This window comes from Terrabacter sp. P2_E3, from assembly GCF_056403915.1.
On the sequence record NZ_JBFUEN010000007.1, the window covers coordinates 83,889 to 101,258 of the forward strand.

General features: G+C 71.2%; 12 protein-coding genes and 2 tRNA genes. 8 read left to right on the forward strand and 6 right to left on the reverse strand.

Going from position 1 to position 17,370, the window contains the following annotated elements; all coding sequences use genetic code 11:
- The first annotated feature begins 147 nt into the window (after window positions 1–147).
- From AC1DW8_RS10590 to AC1DW8_RS10600, 3 genes are all read left to right on the forward strand, one after another.
- Window positions 148–224, forward strand: a tRNA-Ile gene (locus AC1DW8_RS10590).
- 29 nt (window positions 225–253) lie between these two features.
- Window positions 254–433, forward strand: coding sequence for a DLW-39 family protein (locus AC1DW8_RS10595; RefSeq protein ID WP_056780483.1), 180 nt, complete (start codon window positions 254–256; stop codon window positions 431–433).
- A gap of 18 nt (window positions 434–451) precedes the next feature.
- Window positions 452–527 (forward strand) — tRNA-Ala (locus AC1DW8_RS10600).
- A gap of 148 nt (window positions 528–675) precedes the next feature.
- On the opposite strand, the gene AC1DW8_RS10605 is transcribed toward AC1DW8_RS10600, so the two are convergent.
- The gene (locus AC1DW8_RS10605; protein ID WP_478093834.1) at window positions 676–3,051 is read right to left on the reverse strand and encodes a caspase family protein; all 2,376 of its coding nucleotides are present in this window, start codon (window positions 3,049–3,051) and stop codon (window positions 676–678) included.
- Window positions 3,048–3,440 carry an effector-associated constant component EACC1 gene (locus AC1DW8_RS10610; RefSeq protein WP_157623328.1) on the reverse strand — a complete coding sequence of 131 codons (393 nt, stop codon included), beginning with the start codon at window positions 3,438–3,440 and terminating at the stop codon, window positions 3,048–3,050. Before AC1DW8_RS10610 ends, AC1DW8_RS10605 begins: the two co-directional genes overlap by 4 nt.
- Window positions 3,441–3,595: 155 nt before the next feature.
- Between AC1DW8_RS10610 and AC1DW8_RS10615 the strand changes: the two genes are divergently transcribed.
- Both AC1DW8_RS10615 and AC1DW8_RS10620 read left to right on the forward strand, forming a co-directional pair.
- Window positions 3,596–4,951, forward strand: a complete 1,356-nt coding sequence (locus AC1DW8_RS10615; protein ID WP_478093837.1) for a type I glutamate--ammonia ligase — start codon at window positions 3,596–3,598, stop codon at window positions 4,949–4,951.
- 1 nt (window position 4,952) lies between these two features.
- Window positions 4,953–6,125, forward strand: coding sequence for an amidohydrolase family protein (locus AC1DW8_RS10620; RefSeq protein ID WP_478093839.1), 1,173 nt, complete (start codon window positions 4,953–4,955; stop codon window positions 6,123–6,125).
- Window positions 6,126–6,209: 84 nt separating this feature from the next.
- On the opposite strand, the gene AC1DW8_RS10625 is transcribed toward AC1DW8_RS10620, so the two are convergent.
- The 4 genes from AC1DW8_RS10625 to AC1DW8_RS10640 form a co-directional block, all read right to left on the reverse strand.
- Window positions 6,210–8,651: a carboxypeptidase regulatory-like domain-containing protein gene (locus AC1DW8_RS10625; RefSeq protein WP_478093841.1), complete on the reverse strand. Its 2,442-nt coding sequence runs from the start codon at window positions 8,649–8,651 to the stop codon at window positions 6,210–6,212.
- A gap of 179 nt (window positions 8,652–8,830) precedes the next feature.
- The gene (locus AC1DW8_RS10630; RefSeq protein WP_478093843.1) at window positions 8,831–12,436 is read right to left on the reverse strand and encodes a TIM-barrel domain-containing protein; all 3,606 of its coding nucleotides are present in this window, start codon (window positions 12,434–12,436) and stop codon (window positions 8,831–8,833) included.
- A gap of 512 nt (window positions 12,437–12,948) precedes the next feature.
- Entirely contained in the window at window positions 12,949–14,121 is a 1,173-nt protein-coding gene (locus AC1DW8_RS10635; protein ID WP_056780503.1) for a hypothetical protein, read from the reverse strand.
- A 124-nt stretch (window positions 14,122–14,245) separates the two neighbouring features.
- The gene (locus tag AC1DW8_RS10640; protein ID WP_056780505.1) at window positions 14,246–14,911 is read right to left on the reverse strand and encodes an Rv0909 family putative TA system antitoxin; all 666 of its coding nucleotides are present in this window, start codon (window positions 14,909–14,911) and stop codon (window positions 14,246–14,248) included.
- A gap of 134 nt (window positions 14,912–15,045) precedes the next feature.
- Here AC1DW8_RS10640 and AC1DW8_RS10645 point away from each other — a divergent pair, with 134 nt between their 5' ends.
- The 3 genes from AC1DW8_RS10645 (at window position 15,046) to AC1DW8_RS10655 (ending at window position 17,187) form a co-directional block, all read left to right on the forward strand.
- Window positions 15,046–15,564 (forward strand): peptidylprolyl isomerase, encoded by a 519-nt coding sequence (locus AC1DW8_RS10645; RefSeq protein WP_478093846.1) that lies wholly within the window; start codon window positions 15,046–15,048, stop codon window positions 15,562–15,564.
- Between the two features lie 80 nt (window positions 15,565–15,644).
- Window positions 15,645–16,595, forward strand: a complete 951-nt coding sequence (locus AC1DW8_RS10650; protein WP_478093848.1) for a rhomboid family intramembrane serine protease — start codon at window positions 15,645–15,647, stop codon at window positions 16,593–16,595.
- Window positions 16,596–16,602: 7 nt separating this feature from the next.
- Window positions 16,603–17,187, forward strand: coding sequence for a P-loop nucleotide/nucleoside kinase family protein (locus AC1DW8_RS10655; RefSeq protein WP_056780515.1), 585 nt, complete (start codon window positions 16,603–16,605; stop codon window positions 17,185–17,187).
- The last annotated feature ends 183 nt before the right edge of the window (window positions 17,188–17,370 follow it).

A 17,370-nucleotide genomic window follows, 5' to 3' on the forward strand; every position in this document is an offset into this window, starting at 1 on the left:
CGGACGCGGCCACACGGCATACGCAAGCGGCCCCTACCCTCACGGGCGGGGGCCGTTTTGTATGAGGCGAGGTGCATCGGGTAACGTTTCCCCTCGCGTCCGGTCGTCATCTCTGATGGTGTGGATCAGGCGCGCGAAGGTGACGATGGGCCTATAGCTCAGACGGTTAGAGCGCTTCCCTGATAAGGAAGAGGTCGGAGGTTCAAGTCCTCCTAGGCCCACCATCACCGCCACCACGGAGAGGATCCCTCGCATGCTGAAGCGTCTCGCCCTCGTCGGTGCAGCCGTCGCCGGCGTCGTCTTCCTTCGCAAGAAGGCGAAGCAGCAGCAGGCCGAGCAGGACCTGTGGACCCAGGCCACCGACGACGTGCAGGCGCCCGTCGCACCGGCCACCGCCCCCACGGCGACCGACGAGGCCGACACCTCGGCCTGAGGCCGCTCTCCCCCACTCGGGGCCATGGCGCAATTGGTAGCGCACCTGCTTTGCAAGCAGGGGGTTAGGGGTTCGAGTCCCCTTGGCTCCACCAGCAACGACCTCGTCCATCGGGCGAGGTCGTTCGTGCTCTCGGGGCTGGGTCATGGCGTGATGGAGCTGGCTCTTCGGGCGCGAGATCGTGCGATCGGTGCGTCCTGACGACATCGAGCGCGCGATCTGATGCGCGACGTCACGCCCGATCAGGTGGCGGGAGGTGTCGGTCCGTCGATCGACCCGTCGCGGAGCGCCGCTGCTGCCAGCAGGAGCAGCCCGCACGCGAAGGTCAGCACCGGGACGGCATGTGGATCGCTGTCCATGCGGTTGAGGTAGACCCACTCCGACACCGAGTAGCTCAGGGCGCCGACGGCCCACCCGCCGAGCAGCGCCCGGCCCACGGCGGGCTCGAGCAGCACCGAGGACACGGTGAGCCCCAGGGTCAACAGACCCCAGAGCAAGGTGACAGCCCCCCAGTACGTCGAGGCCTGATCGGCGACGTGGACGGCATACGCGATGAAGACGGCGGTCGTGGCGATCCCGAGACCCAGGGCCACGACCGAGGTCCAGGCACGCTGGTCGAACCGTCGGAACGGCACCCGTGTCCGCGACGTCACGGCCAGCAGGGTCGCGAGGGCTGTTGCGCCGACGAGGAGCTCACCGACCAACGCCACCAGCCAGCCGATGTCGACGCGGTCGGCGCCGGACGCGTTGAACACCCCGACGAGGGTGAGCGAGCCTGCACCGCAAGCGGCGCCGGTCGAGGTGAGCAGCGCCACCGCCACTGCTGCCCTGACACGGGGCACGAGCATCGTGACCCCGGCGGCCAGAGCCAGCAGGCCACGGGTGATTGCTGCGGGGAGCTGCTCGGGTGCGTTGTCGGCGTAGGTCCCGCCGTCGAACCAGGGCAGGAAGATGCTCAGGAGGAGGAGGAGGCCACCGACGAGGGTCGCCCCACCCGCGACTCGTCGCCACGCCGGCGCCGTCGTGCGGTGTGCCGCGGCGGCCGTGACGGGGTCGGGCTGCGCGGGAAGGTCGCTGGAGCCGGGAGGCTCGTCGGGTGTCGCGGGTGGAGCGGACGGTTGGGGCGGGGATACCGACTCGGCTTCCGCCGGTGCAGCGGTCGGTCCCACGACGGTGGCCGACGACGCCGACGCAGGCCCTGACACCGACGCGTCGTCGCGTGAGGTCTCGACGGGCCGCAGGCGTCGACCGACGAACTGCTCGTCATCGGGTCCCGAGTGGGAGTCGGGGTCCGTCACGCTGGCCGCGGTCGCTGCGGGCTCGGGCGGGCGTGGAGGTGACTCGAGGAACCCGGTCCGACGTCCGACCGAGGCGGTGACCGGCACGATGACGGACCCCGTCGGACTCGTCAGGGTGAGGCTGCCGGCATACGGCCTGTCGGTCGGGGAGAAGGTCACGGTCACGACGGAACCGTCCACGACAGCGCTGAGCGGTGGGTCGGCCTCGACGCGGACCTCTCGTGCCAGCGGCACGCCGGCCACGTGCAGCTCGCGCTCGACAGCGACCGCAGCCCCGAAGGCGATCTCGCCGAAGTCCAGGGCCGGAGGGCTGACCCGGGGTGCCGAGGCGTCGATGACAGCGGCGGCATCGTCGGCCACGGACTTCGTGTCGGCGCGGGCGACGGCCTGGAGCGCCTCGAGTGCGCCGAGCGCAACGCCCAGGTCGGGGTGTCCGAGCCGGTCGCGGAGCTCGACGACGGCACCGCGTCGGTAGGTCGGGTCGGGCTCACGCAGGGCCGCCACGATCGCCTCCGGGATCGGCACCGGCCGCACCTTCTTGTGGCGGCTCTTCGCGAGGTAGACGTCGCCGGACATCTCGACGTCTCGCCCGGGTGTCTGACGGGGATTCTGTTCTCGGACCCGGTCGAAGACGTAGTCGTAGAGCTCGCCCAGCGACACGAGGCCGTCCTCGTCGCGGTCCGCCTCGCCCGTCAGCAGCCCGTGCACGACCGCCGAGGTGAAGACCGACGGCTGGACCTCGTGGTCGCTGGTCAGGGTCGTCCCCTCGAACGCGTACTCCATGGCGCTCGAGGCACTGATCACCGCGCGCCCGCGGCCGCCTCCCAAGCGCCCGGCCGGGAAGCTCTCCATGACGTTCACCGGTCCGGCCGCCCGAACCGCGACGCCCTCGCCGAAGGCACCGCCGTAGCAGCAGTCGAGGAAGAGCACGATGGTGCGAGCCCGCGCGGTGCGCATGCAGCGCTGGATGAAGTCGGCCGGCACCGCCGTGGATCCCAGCCGGTCCGGGCGGGTGTTGCGCGCCGCGACGAACAGCTCGCCCGAGTCGCTCTTGAGCCCGTGGCCCGAGAAGTGCAGCAGCAGCAGGTCGTCCGGGCGACTCTCCGTGAAGAGGTCGTCGATGTGCGACTGCACCTCGTAGGAGGCGGCGTTGTGCACGATCGACACCTCGAAGCCGCCGATCTCCGGATCGCCGAGGACGGCCGCGAGGGCGCGCGCGTCGGCCTCGGGGGCGCGCAGCTGGCCGAGGCTCGCGTGGTCGTAGGTGTCGTTGGCGATGATGAGCGCTCGCCGGGCGCCGGCCGCCGCGGTGTCGTTCATGGCGGCGGTGCCCCGTGCCGCGCCAAGAAGATCCTGAGCAGGTCCTCCTGCTCGACCGAGCTGGCCCCGGACAGCTCGATGACGTCGCCGCTGATCTCGAGCCGCACGCTTCGCGTCTCCTCGGAGGCGCGCCCGAGCCAGGCCCGCAGCGACGAGATGAGCCCCGCGAGACCACCTGATCCGATCACCGCGACGGCCAGGGCGTTCATCGTCTCGGGGTCCAGCCCGCGCGCGCCGGGTTCGACAGGTCCGGGGAGCTGTCCCGAGGACGGCACGACATCGACGGCGTCCACGTGCCGCAGCTCCTGACGGAACTGTCGGTGCAGCAGGTCGACACGCGCGGCATCGGCCCCACGCTCGTGGAGCGTCACGTCAATGCTCGTCCCCATCGGCCCACCTCACGGCGCCGGACCCGCTTCCTTTCGATGGTAGCGGGGCCCGGCGCGAGCGAGACGTGGCTTTCAACAGGTCAGGAGACACTCCCGGGCCCGCGGGTCCGGTCGTTGGGGCGCCGGGACGGGTCGGGCGGGGGCAGACTGCCGTCATGAGCTCGAGCGTGCCGGACGCCGATGACCTCACCGAGTCCCTCACCCGCCAAGGCGTACGCGTCGTGGCCGGGTGGGCGACCAACGCCTCCAACCTCGTCCACGCGAAGTCGATGCCCGTCGAGCGCACGGCCGCCTTCGTCGCCGCCGGAGCCGGCATGTCGCCGGTCCACCACGGCTACTCCCTCGACGGCTCGATCCAGTTCACGCCGTTCTACGACGCGGTCGGCGACCTGCGGATGCGTCTCGTGCCCGAGGGCGTACGCGTGCTGCCCGGTGGGCTGGCCGCTGGGCCCACCCACGTGGTGACGCAGGACGGCGAGCCGGACCCGACCGCGCCGCGGCACGTCCTGGCCGAGGTGGTCGCCCGGCTGGCCGCCGCCGGCCTGACCGCCCGGGTCGGCCACGAGCTCGAGTTCGTCCTCGTCGCACCGGACGGCTCTGCGCTCCCGCACGGCGCATGGACGCCCTACGGCCTGTCGGCCGTCGTCGACCGATCGGCGCTCATCGCCGAGATCGTCGATGTCGCGACGGCTGCCGGGCTCGGGATCGAGCAGCTCCATGCGGAGTACGGCCCCCACCAGCTCGAGGTGTCGCTGGCGCCGGCAGGCCCCGTCGAGGCCGCGGACTCGGTGGTCCTGCTCAAGACCGTCATCGGGATCGTCACCCGCGCGCACGGCCTGGCGGCCTCCTTCTCACCGGTCCCTTTCGCCAGCACGGTCGGCAACGGCGCGCACCAGCACCTCTCCCTCGCCTCCGAGGGCGTCAACCTCTTCGACGACCCGGCCGTCACGACGCCGCACCGCCTGTCGACGCGGGGTGGGCACGCCATCGCCGGGCTTCTCGACGGGCTCATCGGGGCGCAGGCCGTCCTCACGGGCTCGATCGTCTCGGGTCGTAGGCTCCGACCCGGTCTGTGGTCGGGAGCGACGATCTGCTGGGGCGCCGAGAACCGCGAGGCCGCAGTGCGTTTCCTCGCCGGCGGACCCTCGAACCCGCACGGCGCGAACATCGAGGCGAAGCTCGCGGACCCGTCGGCAAACCCCTACCTCGCCTCGGCGGTACTGCTCGGCCTGATCCATGACGGCATCCAGCGCCGGTTGCCGCTCCCGCCTGAAACCGTCCGCGACACAGGGCAGCTCGACGACGCCGACCGCGCGCGGACCGGACTCTCGCTCGTCCTGACCGACCAGGGTGCGATTCTCGACGCCTTCACCGGATCGGTCGCTGAGCGCGTCCTCGGTGAGCGGGCGGCGGCAGCCCTGCTCGCCGTCCGACGCCACGAGCGGGACGCCTTCGCGGGCCTCGCACCTGAGCAGCTCTGCGAGCGTCTCCGACTCACCTGGTCGATCTGAGATGACGCTCGGCCTCGACGGAGCCGCACGCGACCTGCTCGCCGAGCTCGCCGCCACGCCCCTCGTCGACCACCACGTGCACGGCGCCTTCCGAGCGGCTCCCAGCCGGGCGGCCTACGGCGACGCGCTCAACGAGGCCGACACCGACCCCCTGCTTCCCGACGTGGACCCCTTCGACGGCCAGGTGGGCTTCGCGGTCCGTGCGTGGTGCGCTCCCCTGCTCGGGCTCGACCGCCACGCGAGTCCCGACGACTACTGGGCCCGGCGGTCCGAGCTCGGCGAGGACGAGGTCAACCGGCGCTTCCTCGCCGCGGCGGGGGTCAGCGACTGGCTCGTCGACACCGGGCATCGAGCGGACGACCTGCTGACGCCCACCGAGCTCGCCGCCACCGGCGGCGGCCGCGCCCACGAGGTCGTGAGGCTCGAGTCGCTCGCCGAGTCTCTGGTGGCCGACGGGATCGAACCGACGGCGTATGCCGCCGCATTCCGCACGCTGCTCGCCGAGCGGGCGCGTGGTGGCGTCGCGGCGAAGTCGGTGCTCGCCTACCGTGCGGGGTTCGACGTCGACCTGAGCCGTCCGAGCGACGCCCAGGTCGAACGCCACGTCGCGGCCTGGCTCAGGGACGTGGCACGCACCGGCTCGGTCCGACTCACCGACCCGCGGCTCATCGCCTTCGGCATCCACGAGGCGGCCGAGCTGGGACTGCCCCTGCAGCTCCACGTCGGCCTCGGCGACCGGGACATGGACCTGCGCCGCTCCGACCCCCTGCTCCTCACCGACCTCCTCCGGCTGCCCGAGATCGCGCGCGTGCCGGTCATGCTGCTGCACTGCTACCCGTTCGAGCGACAGGCTGGCTACCTCGCGCAGGCCTTCCGCAACGTCTTCCTCGACGTCGGGCTCTCGGTGAACTTCGTAGGGGCGCGGGCGACCGCGCTCGTGGCTCGCAGCCTCGAGCTCGCCCCCTTCGGCCAGGTGCTCTACAGCTCGGACGCCTGTGGTCCGTCCGAGCTGCACTTCCTCGGAGCACGCTTGTGGCGCAACGCGATCGCCCGGGTGGTCGGTGGCTTCGTCGACGCCGACGAGTGGTCCGCCGTGGACGCCAGCAGGGTCGTCCGGATGATCGCCCGCGACAACGCCGTCCGCGCCTACGGCCTGCCGGCGACCGGTTCCTGAGACGACGAAGGCCCGGTTCGAGGTGGTCGCGTGCGTGTTTCCACGCGCGGACTACCTCGAACCGGGCCCGACCCGGCGCTCGACTCAGCGAGCCGACGCCGGCAGGTGGATCGTCAGGTAGCGGTTCTCGCCCTCACGGAGGGTGACGACGGTGGCGCCGGACTCGGTCGACGACGAGTCGTACCAGGCCTCCTCGCCCGTGTAGGCGTTCTCGAGGTGGATGCGGAAGTCGCCGGCCGGCAGGGTGACGGGCCGGAAGTTGTTGCCACCGAACACGTCGAAGTCACCCATGTGTGCACCGGTCGAGCTTTCGATGAACCCGATCCAGCCCTCGCCGGCAGGAGACCCATCGGCGTTGACGAGCTCGCCGGAGATCGTGCTGGCCGGCGCGAGCTGTGCCGAGAAGGCGGCGGACCGCCCCGCCTTGACCGTGATCGGCGTCGCACCCTCGTACGTCGTCGAGTTGCCCGACCACTCCGGTGCCCACGTGCCCGAGCTGAAGTAGCCGGTGTAGACAACCGGACGGTAGGTGCCGGCCGCGATCGGGCCGAGCGTGTAGCGCCCGTCCGCGTCGGTCGTGGCGCAGTCGAAGCACTCGCCGCTGCGGTCGAGCAGCTGCCCACGCGGGTTGATGGTGGCCCCCTCCACGGGGTTGCCGAACGGGTCGGTGATCCGGCCCGAGATCGTCACCGGCGGGTCGATCTTGACGTTGCGGATCGTCTTCGTCGCGCCGGCCTTGACCGTGACGAGGTCGGCTGTCGCCTGCGAGGTCGCCTTGAACGCCCAGACGTCACCCGACGGGTAGGGGCCGTGGCCCATCCCGAGGTGGATGGCATACGACCCGGCCGGGAGGCCTGCGACCGTCCAACGGCCGGTCGCGTCGCTGCACGTCGCGACCTGGCCGTCGACGCGCGCGCCGGCGTGGCCGACGTACGCGTCGGGGCAGGCGCCGGCGAGAGGCGTGCCGAGCTTGGCGTCGACGGCGAGGCCGCTGATCGTCGCGCCCTTCGCGAGGGCCGCGTCGACGATGGTCGGCCGGCCACGGACGACGCTGAACGTGTCGGCGGCCGTCAGGGTCGCCTTGTCGTCGTAGTACTCCTGGACGAACCGGCCCTCCGGGTCGGAGATGCGCGCCGTGAAGGTGCCTCCACCGCCCCAGAGGTCGGCCTCGTAGTGGCCCGATGCGTCGGTGCAGGCCTGGCCCGCCGTCTCGGGCCAGTCAGCGACGGGCATCCGGATGACGTCCACGCACGCGCCCTCGACGGGAGCGCCGGTCGTGCTCGTGACGGTGCCGCTGACCTGTGCTCCGGGCAGCAGCTGGTCGGACGCGTCGACGGTCTCGCCCTCACCGACGGTGAATACCGTGGCCTCGTCGCGGGTCGAGGCTCCGACGGCCCACTGGTCCGCGCCTCCGGACGAGAGCTCGACGCGGTAGGCGCCGGGAGCGACGACGGACCGCCACGTCCCGTCCATCTCGATCGACGCGTAGAGACTCGGCGAGCCGTCGTCGGGCTCGATGTAGACGTAGCCGTCCGAGACGGGCTGACCGTCGGTCCCGCGCAGGGTGCCGGTCAGGGAACTGCCGGTGGCGAGGGCGACGTCGACGGTCGCCGGGGTGACGTACTCGTCGGCCGTGCCGAAGTCGGACGCGTCCTGGGCCCACTCGCCGAGGTGGATCCCGTCGTAGCTGCTGACCTCGACCTTGTAGCCGACCCCGACGGGCAGCCCGTAGATCTTCCACTGGCCGGTCGTGCCGTCTTCCCATCCGGTGCACGCGGAGGAGGCGTAGTCGTACGTCTCCGCGACGTAGGCCGTGACGCAGCCGTCGAGGGGTGCTCCGGTCCGGGCGTCGGTGATGGTCCCCTCGAGTGACACCGCCTCCTCGACGGTCAGGACGTCGTCGACGGTCGTGTCGGCACCGGCAGCAGCGGTGAACACCGTGGCTGCTCCGCGGTCAGCCGCACCGGTGGCCCACTGGTGGAACGGCTGGTTGCTGAACTCGACCTGGTAGCTCCCCGGAGCGACGAGCGCGCGCCAGGTGCCGTCCGAGACGTAGGCGAAACCCGTGGCGGCGGCAGCGTTCTCGGGCCACAGCGACACCGAGGTGCCGTCGGCGGGCGAGCCGTCGGACCGGGTGAGGTGCCCCGTGACGACGGCGCCCTCGGCCACCCGCGCCGCGACGGTTGCGGGAGCCACGACCTCGGCCGCCGAGTCGAAGCCGTCGGCGTCCGTGGCCCACTCGGGCAGGTGGACGCCGTCGTAGGGCTGGATCTCGACCTTGTAGGCGACGCCGGACTCGGTCGTGGTGACGCTCCACGCGCCGAGCTCGTCGGTGCAGGCCTGGTCGATGTACGAGTACGACGTGTCGTAGACGATGACGCAGGCCGGGACGGCGGCGCCCGTGGCGTCGTCGACGACCGTCCCCGAGAGGGTGGCGGGTTCGGCGGATGCAGGAGCGGCGACGACCGAGGTGGCGATCAACGCCCCCGCCAGTGCCGCTCCCACGCGCTGCAGTGCTGAACGCATGTGTGAGGTGCCTTCTGTGAGTCCCCTGTTGCTCCGGCGGCTGCCGGGCGAGCAGAACGTAGCAGTGCGGACCGACACGATTGGGACATAGCGCAGGCCCGGTTCGAGGTACTCACGTGCGCGTTCCCACGCGCGCAATACCTCGAACCGGGCCCGTCCCGGGCCCGACCCGGCGGCGGTTAGCTCGCCGTCGCCGTCCAGCGCTGGGTCGCCGCACCGGTGTCGGTCACCTGGACGACCTTGCCGGAGCCGTCGACCGCGAGCGACAGTCCGCTGTGCTTGGCCGTCAGCTTCAGCTGCGTGCCCGACCGCGTGACGTTCCACTGCTGGTTCGTCGTCCCGGTGCAGGTGTACTGCCCGACGAGCGCGCCCGACGTCTGCGAGCTCGAGAAGACGTCCATGCACTGCCCGCTCTGCGCGTTCTTCACCTGGTACGCGCCCGAGTCCTGCAGCGTCACGACCCACTTCTGCGAGGCCGACGACGACACCGCCGCGGTGCCGAGCTGGGCCGAGTCGGCCCCCGGCGCCTCGAGGGCGAGCCCCGACCCGACGTTGCCGAGCGAGTACTGCCCGTCGGCGATCGGCGGCGGCACGACGTCCTCGGTGCCCACGGTCATCGCGAAGACGTGCACCGCCGAGTTGGCCGGCAGCGTCACCGCGGTGACCTCCTTGGCCGGGTCGAGCCGCACCGTCTTCGTGTAGAGCCGGTACGCGACGGTCGGGTATGCCGCTCCGGTGGGCGTGTTCTTGCCCATCGTCGTGACGGCCGTCTTGGCGCCGTAGGTGTCGGTCGCGAGGCAGCACCAGTTCGGGAAGCCGACGGTCACCGCGGCCGACGAGCCGTCCGTGTAGTGCACGGTCGCCGCACCACCCGCCGAGCCACTCGTCCCCGTCCCGAGGAACGCCAGGGCGTTGCCCCGCCCCGAGACCTGGATCGTCTCGCCGGCCGACGCGACGTTGTCCTTCGTCCCCGGCTGCGACGACGGCCAGGTGAAGTCGAAGCCGTTTGCGGGAACCTTCGCCCCGGGCGAGACGCCCTGCGCCGCAAGCCGTTCGGCGATGAAGCTCGAGCCGCCGCCGTCGATGTCACCGGCGGCCGGCGACGCCTGTGCCGTGACGCCGACGTTGCTGAAGGCGCTCGCGAGCGACGGGAACGCCAGCCGCGTCTTCGTGGTGTCCGTGACGGTCCGTGAGACGTCCCGCACGGTGTATGCCGCCGAGGCCGTCACGGCATACTGCCCGGGTGTCGCTCCTGCCGGGGGTGTCACGCTGAAGCGGGCGGTGAACGTGCCACCGTCCTTGAGGTCCGTGGCCGTCGTCGGCCCGGAGGCCACCGACGTCCAGCCGGACGGGACGCCGACCGACGCCGACGTCACCTGGACCGGCTTGCCCGTCGCGTTCGTGAACGTCGCCGAGACCTCGCGGCCCTCCCCGGGCACCGAGATGACCGGGGCCGTGACGTCGAGGGTCGCGTTCAGCTCACCCGGCTGGGCGCCCCCGACCGCGCCGGCACCGGTGATCCGCACCGAGTGCGAGGTGCCCGTCGACACCGACGCCGTCTTGACGTGGATGACGCCCGTGGCGGCGTCGTAGAACCACCCGGAGGCAGTGGCGTCGAGCGCCGACGTCGAGGCCACGCCACCGACCTCCACCCCGTCGACGGCAATTGCCGAGGGCGCCGTGTTCGTGTGCACGGCCAGGCCGTAGCCACGCGCGGCAGGCTTGCCGGCGTACGAGCCGTTCACCGACCCGAGGGTCACCGTCACCGGACCCTTGCCGGTCGCCGGCGCCGCGACGTCGAAGCGCTGGGACGCGCTCGCGCCGGACTTCCACGCCTGCGAGCGGCCGTCGTCCTCGTAGTTCGTGAAGGTCGACGTGCCCGACGGATAGACGTCGAGGTCGAGGCGGCCCGAGTCCTTGGCGGCCTTCCAGTCGAGCGTGCCCTCGGCGAACATCGGCACGACGGCGCCGGCGCGGACGAAGAGCGGCAGCCGGTCGAGCGGCGCCTTGTAGCCGTTCACCGTCTGCCCGCCGGAGTGGAGCCGGCCCGTCCAGTAGTCGACCCACGTCCCCTCGGGCAGGTAGATGCCGTCGCGCACGGTGGTGTCGGAGTAGACCGGTGCGACGAGGAAGTCGTCACCGGCGAGGAACTCGTACTTCGCCGCGTCGCCCCACGTCGCGGGGTCCTTCGGGTAGTTGGCGTAGAGCGGACGCGTCGGCCCCAGACCGGTGCGGGACCCGTTCACCGTGTGCGTGTAGAGGTAGGGCAGCAGCCGCTCGTGCAGCTCGAGGTAGCTCCGGTTGATCGAGGTGTACGGCTCGCCGTAGCGGTACGGCTGCTTGTCCTTGGCCGCCCACCCGCTCATGGCGTACGTCATCGGGAGGAACATCTTCCACTGGAGGTCACGCGTGTACGTGTCCGCGCTGCCCCCGAAGATGCCGTCGATGTCACCCGTGGTCACGTGCTGCCCCGACAGGGTCGAGCCGGCATACGTCGGGATCTGCCACTTGATGTAGTCCCACGAGCCCGACTGGTCGCCGCTCCACATCGCGCCGCAGCGCTGCGTGCCTGCCCACCCCTCGATGGTCAGGACGGTCGCGCGGTCGGTGCTGCCCGACTCGATCCCGTCGCGGGCCTTCTCGCACGCGTCGAGCGCGAAGCGGTAGCCCGGCCCGACCCACGCCACGTCGGTCTTGCGCACGCGCACCCCGCTCGCGACCTCGTACGGCTGGTTCGTCAGGTCCGACTGCGTCCACAGCCCGAGCTCGGAGCCGTGGTCGACGAGCATCTCGTGCGTCTCGGGGAGGTCCTCGTAGCCGCAGCCGTAGCCGTCGTTGACGAGCGTCCACCCGAGCGGCATGCGGTTGGCCGCGTAGCCGTCGGCGATCGCGGTCGTGTCGCGCAGCGTCTCGCGCTCACCGCGGTTGGCGTTGTGCAGGTAGCAGTCGGCATCGCCGACCTCGAGCGCGTACATCGGCAGCATGAGCGGGCGTCCGGTCAGCTCGGTGTAGCCGTCGAGCACCTGCCGCGTGTCGCCGACGAAGTAGTACGCGTCGAAGCGCTGCTCCTGGTGCGTCGTGCGCACCGGAGCGTGGAAGTCGTAGGTGCCGGGCGCGAAGGTGTTGCGCAGCACGCCGTAGCCCGCGCTGGAGAGGTAGAAGGGCGCCGCGTTGGGATTGCCGCCGTCGTCCCAGTTGTCGTCGCGGCTGATCGTGATCGAGGTGTCCCGATGGCTGAAGCGGCCGTTCTGCATGCCGCCGCCGAAGAACTGCTCCTGAGCTCCCCGGGCGAGGGTCTGCGTCATGCCGCTCGCGCTCCACGCCAGTGGCGCCGTCTCACGCATCAGCTCGGCGCCGCTCGCGTCCTGCAGCCGGAGGGTGATCGGGGACTTCGTGACCGTGAGCCGCGCCTTGGCCGTCGAGATGACGTATGCCGTGCCGGTGTCCGTCACGCTGGACCCGCCGCCGGCGTAGTCCCGCTTGACGACGATGTCGGCGTCCGGAGCGGACGGATCGGCCGGGTCCGCCGACGCGGGGTCGGTGAAGGTGCCGTCGGGCGCGACCTGGACGCGCAGCAGGTCCGTGTCGTCGACCTCGACGCGCAGCTTCGCCACGCCCGAGCCGAACGTGTAGGTGTCGCCGCTGCGGCTGTAGGCCGTGACGTCACCGAGGTGCGCATCGGCGGCCTGTGCCGGGCCGGAGACCAGCACCAGGCCCGAGAGGGCGACGGCGGCGCCCGCGAAGGCCACCACCCCTCTCCGCGCTGTGTGTTTGAAACTGCTCATTCAAGCATCCTTTCGCTCACATTCAGTCACCCTCAGTGGGTAGGACCGTAGAGGTGGGCGAAAAGGGGCGTCAAGAGTTCGGGGCAAATCAGACAGTCCTGGACGATCTCCGTCCTGCTCGAGAGCCCACAGCGAATCCACGGGATCTTCCTCTGGCGCAACCCCGGCTCTGGTGCCATGCTCGGTGGTGCAGCAAGTCTCCGAGTCCCTTCAGGGACACCGGAGCTCGTGGGTGTGATGCGTGGAAGGAACCGAACTGACGCGCTTGATGTGATGCAATCTTCATCGAGCCCCTCGCGCAACCAGCCGGACAGGGTCTAGACTGGTGGTAGCGAAGGGTTGGGCCCGCACGAACCGCGCCCAGCCCTTCTGCATGTGCTGGCTCGCTCTGTCCCCCTGTCGGAGCGAGCCAGCTCAAGCAGAGAAGGACCCGGATGCCCACGGCATCCGGGTCCTTCTCTGTGTGCCTCCGGTCCGGCGCCGGGCCCCGGGGGGACCGGCACCGGAGGGTGTCACTTCGTGCTGTCGCCGTTCTCCTGCGCGAGCTTGGCCTTGGCCGAGCCACGCGGGGACGACTTCGTCGAGGCGCCGTTGATCGTGCCGCCCTCGACCGCATCGGACGTGATCGCGTCGGAGTCGGGCGCGGCGTCGACCGCGGTGACCTCACCCTCGGCGGTCGCGGGTGCACCCGCGAGCTCGTCCACCGCGTCGGTCGTCGCGTCGGTCGCGTCGTCGACGGCCTCGCCCGAGCGGTCCTTCGCGTCGGCGATGGCGGCCTGGCCCTTGGCCGCGAGGTCGCCGGCCTTGTCCTTGGCGGCGTCGGCGAGCTCGGAGCCCTTCTCCTTGGCCTTGCTCGCGGCGTCGGTGACGGCGTCCTTGGCGTGGCCGACCTGCTCGGCCGCCTTGTCCTTGAGCGTCGCCGCGTCGGAGGCCAGGGCCGAGGTCGTCGAGCCACCGCCACCGGCGCCGGCGCGCGTGTCGAGCGGCGTGGCCCACGGGTCGTCGGCCTGCTTCTGCTTGCGGAAGGCTGCGACCGCCGCGACAGCGGCGGCGGTCAGGCCGATGGCGATGAGCCACTTGCCCTTGCCGCCACGCTTCTTGGCGACCGCGTCACCCTTGAGCACCGAATAGGCGTCCTGGGCACGGTGGCCGCCGACGGCAGCCGACTCCCTGGCCTGGACGGCTGCCTGCTCGAGGTGCGGCTGGGCCGCCTCGCGAGCCTGCTCGGCGCCGGCCGCGAGGGCGGCTGCGGCGGTCGCGATGGCCGCGCCGACCTTGGGCAGCACCGTGTCGACGAGCGTCGACTGGGCGGCCTCCACCTTCGGCTTGGCGCGGTCGGCCGCCTCGTGGAGCGCGTCGCCCGCGGCGTCCTTGGCCGTGGCCGCAGCGTCGTAGAAGCGCTCACGGGCCGTGTCGGCTGCGTCCTGGAGCGCAGGCGTCGCCGCCTCCTTGGCCGCCACGAGCCGCTCACGCGCTGCGCCGGCGGCATCCTGGACAGCCGGCGTCGCGGCGTCCTTCGCGGCATACGCGCGATCCTTGGCGGCTGCGGCGGCATCGCTCGCGGTGTCAGCGGCGCTGTCTTTCAGCGTGCCGATCCGGTCACCTGCCGCCGAGCCGAGATCGGCTGCTGCGGAGCGTGCCTGGTCAACTGCAGCCTCAGTGCGGGACTGCTTGGTTCGGAACATACGTCCTCCTAAGTCCACTCGTCCTTACCCATCCTGCCAACTTCGGCCACTCACCGCACGGTTGCCTCCGTGCGTGGACGGCATCGTCACCGATCCCGATCGCGGATGCCGTCACGCGCTCCGTTCAGCTCGTGGTGTCGTGCGGCGGTCGCGGCACGTGCGGGGCGGCGTCGGCGTCCTCGGGAGCCGGGGCGCCCGGGTGCGCGGCCGGAGCCGTCGGCGGGTGGTCGAGACCGAGGACGGTGTCCTCGAGGGTCGTGTCGGTGAGCGCCTCGCGGGTCGGGACCGGCACGTCGCCGGCGGCGGCGTCGAAGCCGCGCTCGTCGACCGGCGTCGGACGGTCGATCGGGGCCGGGGCCTCGAGCGGGCTGGCCGACACCGGGGCCGGGGCGTCGGGGTCGACCGGGAAGGGCTCGCCGCCCGTCACGTCCGTGGCTCCCGCCGCAGCGGCAGCGCCCGTGGCGGTCGACGGTCCCGAGGTGTGACCCTCGGCGACCTTGTCGACGCCGCGGCCGACGTGCTCCTTGACCTTGGCCACCTTGTCGGCGTACTTGCCCTCGGTCTTCTCGTCGATCTTCGTCGTGGCCGTCTCGACGTAGCCGTCGATCTTCTCGCGGTTCTGCGCGGTGTAGTCACCCGCCTTCTCACGCGCCTGCTTCGCCGCCTGCGTGGCGGCGTCCTGCAGCTGCTTGGCCTTGGTCTCGAGGTCGAGCTCCTCGGCCTTCTTCTTCAGCTTGTCCATGAACGACATCGGCACTCCGTCCTGCGCCGGCTCCGGGCCGGCTGTCATCGGGTCGCGTCCTCGACTGCTGTGAGGATGATCCTTCTCCTAGGCCAACGGTGGGTCCACCCCCAGCGTTCCGCCACCCCTGCCGCATACCCGCCCGGACGGCATACGTGCTCGGTCGTGCGAGGATTGGGCCCATGAAGGCAACCCTGCACACGAACCACGGTGACATCGTCATCGACCTCTTCGAGCACCAGGCCCCGAAGACCGTGGAGAACTTCGTCGGTCTCGCCAAGGGCGAGAAGGAGTACAAGGACGACGCCGGTCGGACCAACCCGACCCCGTTCTACGACGGCCTGATCTTCCACCGCATCATCCCGAACTTCATGATCCAGGGCGGCTGCCCGATCGGTCAGGGCTTCGGCGGTCCGGGCTACGCGTTCGACGACGAGATCAGCCCCGACAAGGACTTCACCAAGCCCTACATCCTCGCCATGGCCAACGCCGGCAAGCGCATGGGCAAGGGCACGAACGGCTCGCAGTTCTTCATCACCACCGCTGCGACGACCTGGCTCCAGGGCAAGCACACGATCTTCGGTGAGGTCGCCGACCAGGCGTCCCGCGACGTCGTCGACAAGATCGGTGCCGTCGCCACCGGCGCCAACGACAAGCCCGTCGAGGACGTCGTCATCAACTCGGTCTCCATCGAGGACTGAGCCTCCGCTCCACCCGCACGACAGCACCACCCGCATCACCGAACCACCGCCCACGGACGTGACCGGCAGGGGGACTCCCGTTGTCTGACAACCCACCCAGCGGCCAGCAGGATCAGCCCCCGCTCGAGCCGGGGGTTCCGCTGCCCGCTGCCGGTCCGTCCGTGTGCCCGCGCCACCCCGACCGGGAGGCCTACGTCCGCTGCCAGCGCTGCGGCCGACCGGCGTGCCCGGAGTGCCAGCGCCCGGCCGCCGTCGGCATCCAGTGCGTCGACTGCGTGCGTGAGGCCGCCCGCACGACGCCGAGCGCGCGCACCGTCTTCGGTGGGCGAGCGACCGACGGCACGCCCGTCGTCACCTACACGATCATCGCGATCTGCGCCGTCGCCTACCTCGCGCAGCGGGCCAACCCGAGCGTCACGCAGAACTTCGCGTTCGCGCCGGTCGTCGGGTGGACCGAGCCGTGGCGCTTCGTCACCGCGGCCTTCCTGCACTCGCCCGCGACGATCTTCCACATCCTGCTCAACATGTTCGCGCTGTGGAGCCTCGGGCAGTACCTCGAGCCGATGCTCGGTCGGGCCCGGTTCGCGGCGCTCTACCTCATCAGCGGCATCGGCGGACAGGTCGCCGTGACGCTCCTCGCGGGATCGCCGACGATCCCGGGTCTGCGGGCCGGCCTCGACGACGCGTGGCTCACCCCGGTCGTCGGCGCGTCGGGCGCGATCTTCGGACTCTTCGGCGCGCTCCTCGTCCTCAACCGGCACCTCGGACGCTCCTCGGCGGCGATGTACGCGACGATCGCCATCAACGCGGCCTTCGGCTTCTTCTACCCCGGCATCTCGTGGCAGGCCCACCTCGGCGGCCTCGTCACCGGCGTCGTCTGCGCCGGCGTCATCGTCGTCTTCCGACGACAGGGCGTACGCCATCTCGTCTGGGCCGCGCTCAGCGCCGTCCTCGTGCTGCTCGTCGCCGTCACCGTCGTCAAGTACCTCACGGTGCCCGAGGCCATCCGCGAGCTCAGCATCTTCGGCTGAGGTCGCCGTGCACCTCGTCTGCGTCACCGGCCCGCCCGCCGTCGGCAAGATGACGGTGGGCCGTGCCGTGTGCGACCTGACGGGCTTCCGGCTCTTCCACAACCACATGTCGATCGAGCCGCTGCTCGGGGTCTACGACTTCGGCACGCCCTCGTTCCAGCGGATCAACGGCCTGATCCGCCGCGAGGTCATCGCCGAGTCGGTCGTCGCCGACCTGCCCGGCCTCGTCTTCACCTTCGCCATCGACCTCGACCACCCCGGCGACCTCGCGCAGCTGCACGAGCTCGTCGAGCCGGTCGAGCGAGCCGGCGCACCGATCGACGTCGTCGAGCTCTACGCGCCCCAGGACGTGCGGCTGGCCCGCGAGGGTGGCACCGACCGGATGGACCACAAGCGCAGCAAGCGCGACGTCGAGTGGGCCCGCTCCCACGTCGTCGACCTCGAGTCGCGGGCCCGCCTCAACACCGACCCCGCGCGGGACGGCGAGCAGCTGCTGCCGGGTCACCGTCACCTGCGCCTGGACAACGCGCACGGAGACGCCCGCGCCACCGCCGAGCGGGTCGTCGACGAGCTCGGGCTGCCGCGGCTCTGACGGCCGTCGGGTCCTTCTCCACCCTGGGAGCCGAGAGTTGTCCACCGGGTGTGGATAAGCCTGTGGATGTAGTTACACATGTGTCATTCATCCCCAGCTGGGGACAACTGTGTGGATAACTCGCGCGATCCGCGCTGGAGGTTGTGCACGGCCGTCATCCACAGCTGTGGACGTGAGAGCCGT

Bases quoted from the DNA above. Each gene is read 5' to 3' on its own strand.
- AC1DW8_RS10610 (WP_157623328.1), bottom strand. From the start codon at position 3,440: ATGGGGACGAGCATTGACGTGACGCTCCACGAGCGTGGGGCCGATGCC.
- AC1DW8_RS10635 (WP_056780503.1), bottom strand. From the start codon at position 14,121: ATGTTCCGAACCAAGCAGTCCCGCACTGAGGCTGCAGTTGACCAGGCA.
- AC1DW8_RS10620 (WP_478093839.1), top strand. From the start codon at position 4,953: ATGACGCTCGGCCTCGACGGAGCCGCACGCGACCTGCTCGCCGAGCTC.
- AC1DW8_RS10595 (WP_056780483.1), top strand. From the start codon at position 254: ATGCTGAAGCGTCTCGCCCTCGTCGGTGCAGCCGTCGCCGGCGTCGTC.
- AC1DW8_RS10630 (WP_478093843.1), bottom strand. From the start codon at position 12,436: ATGAGCAGTTTCAAACACACAGCGCGGAGAGGGGTGGTGGCCTTCGCG.
- AC1DW8_RS10640 (WP_056780505.1), bottom strand. From the start codon at position 14,911: ATGACAGCCGGCCCGGAGCCGGCGCAGGACGGAGTGCCGATGTCGTTC.
- AC1DW8_RS10605 (WP_478093834.1), bottom strand. From the start codon at position 3,051: ATGAACGACACCGCGGCGGCCGGCGCCCGGCGAGCGCTCATCATCGCC.
- AC1DW8_RS10615 (WP_478093837.1), top strand. From the start codon at position 3,596: ATGAGCTCGAGCGTGCCGGACGCCGATGACCTCACCGAGTCCCTCACC.
- AC1DW8_RS10645 (WP_478093846.1), top strand. From the start codon at position 15,046: ATGAAGGCAACCCTGCACACGAACCACGGTGACATCGTCATCGACCTC.
- AC1DW8_RS10625 (WP_478093841.1), bottom strand. From the start codon at position 8,651: ATGCGTTCAGCACTGCAGCGCGTGGGAGCGGCACTGGCGGGGGCGTTG.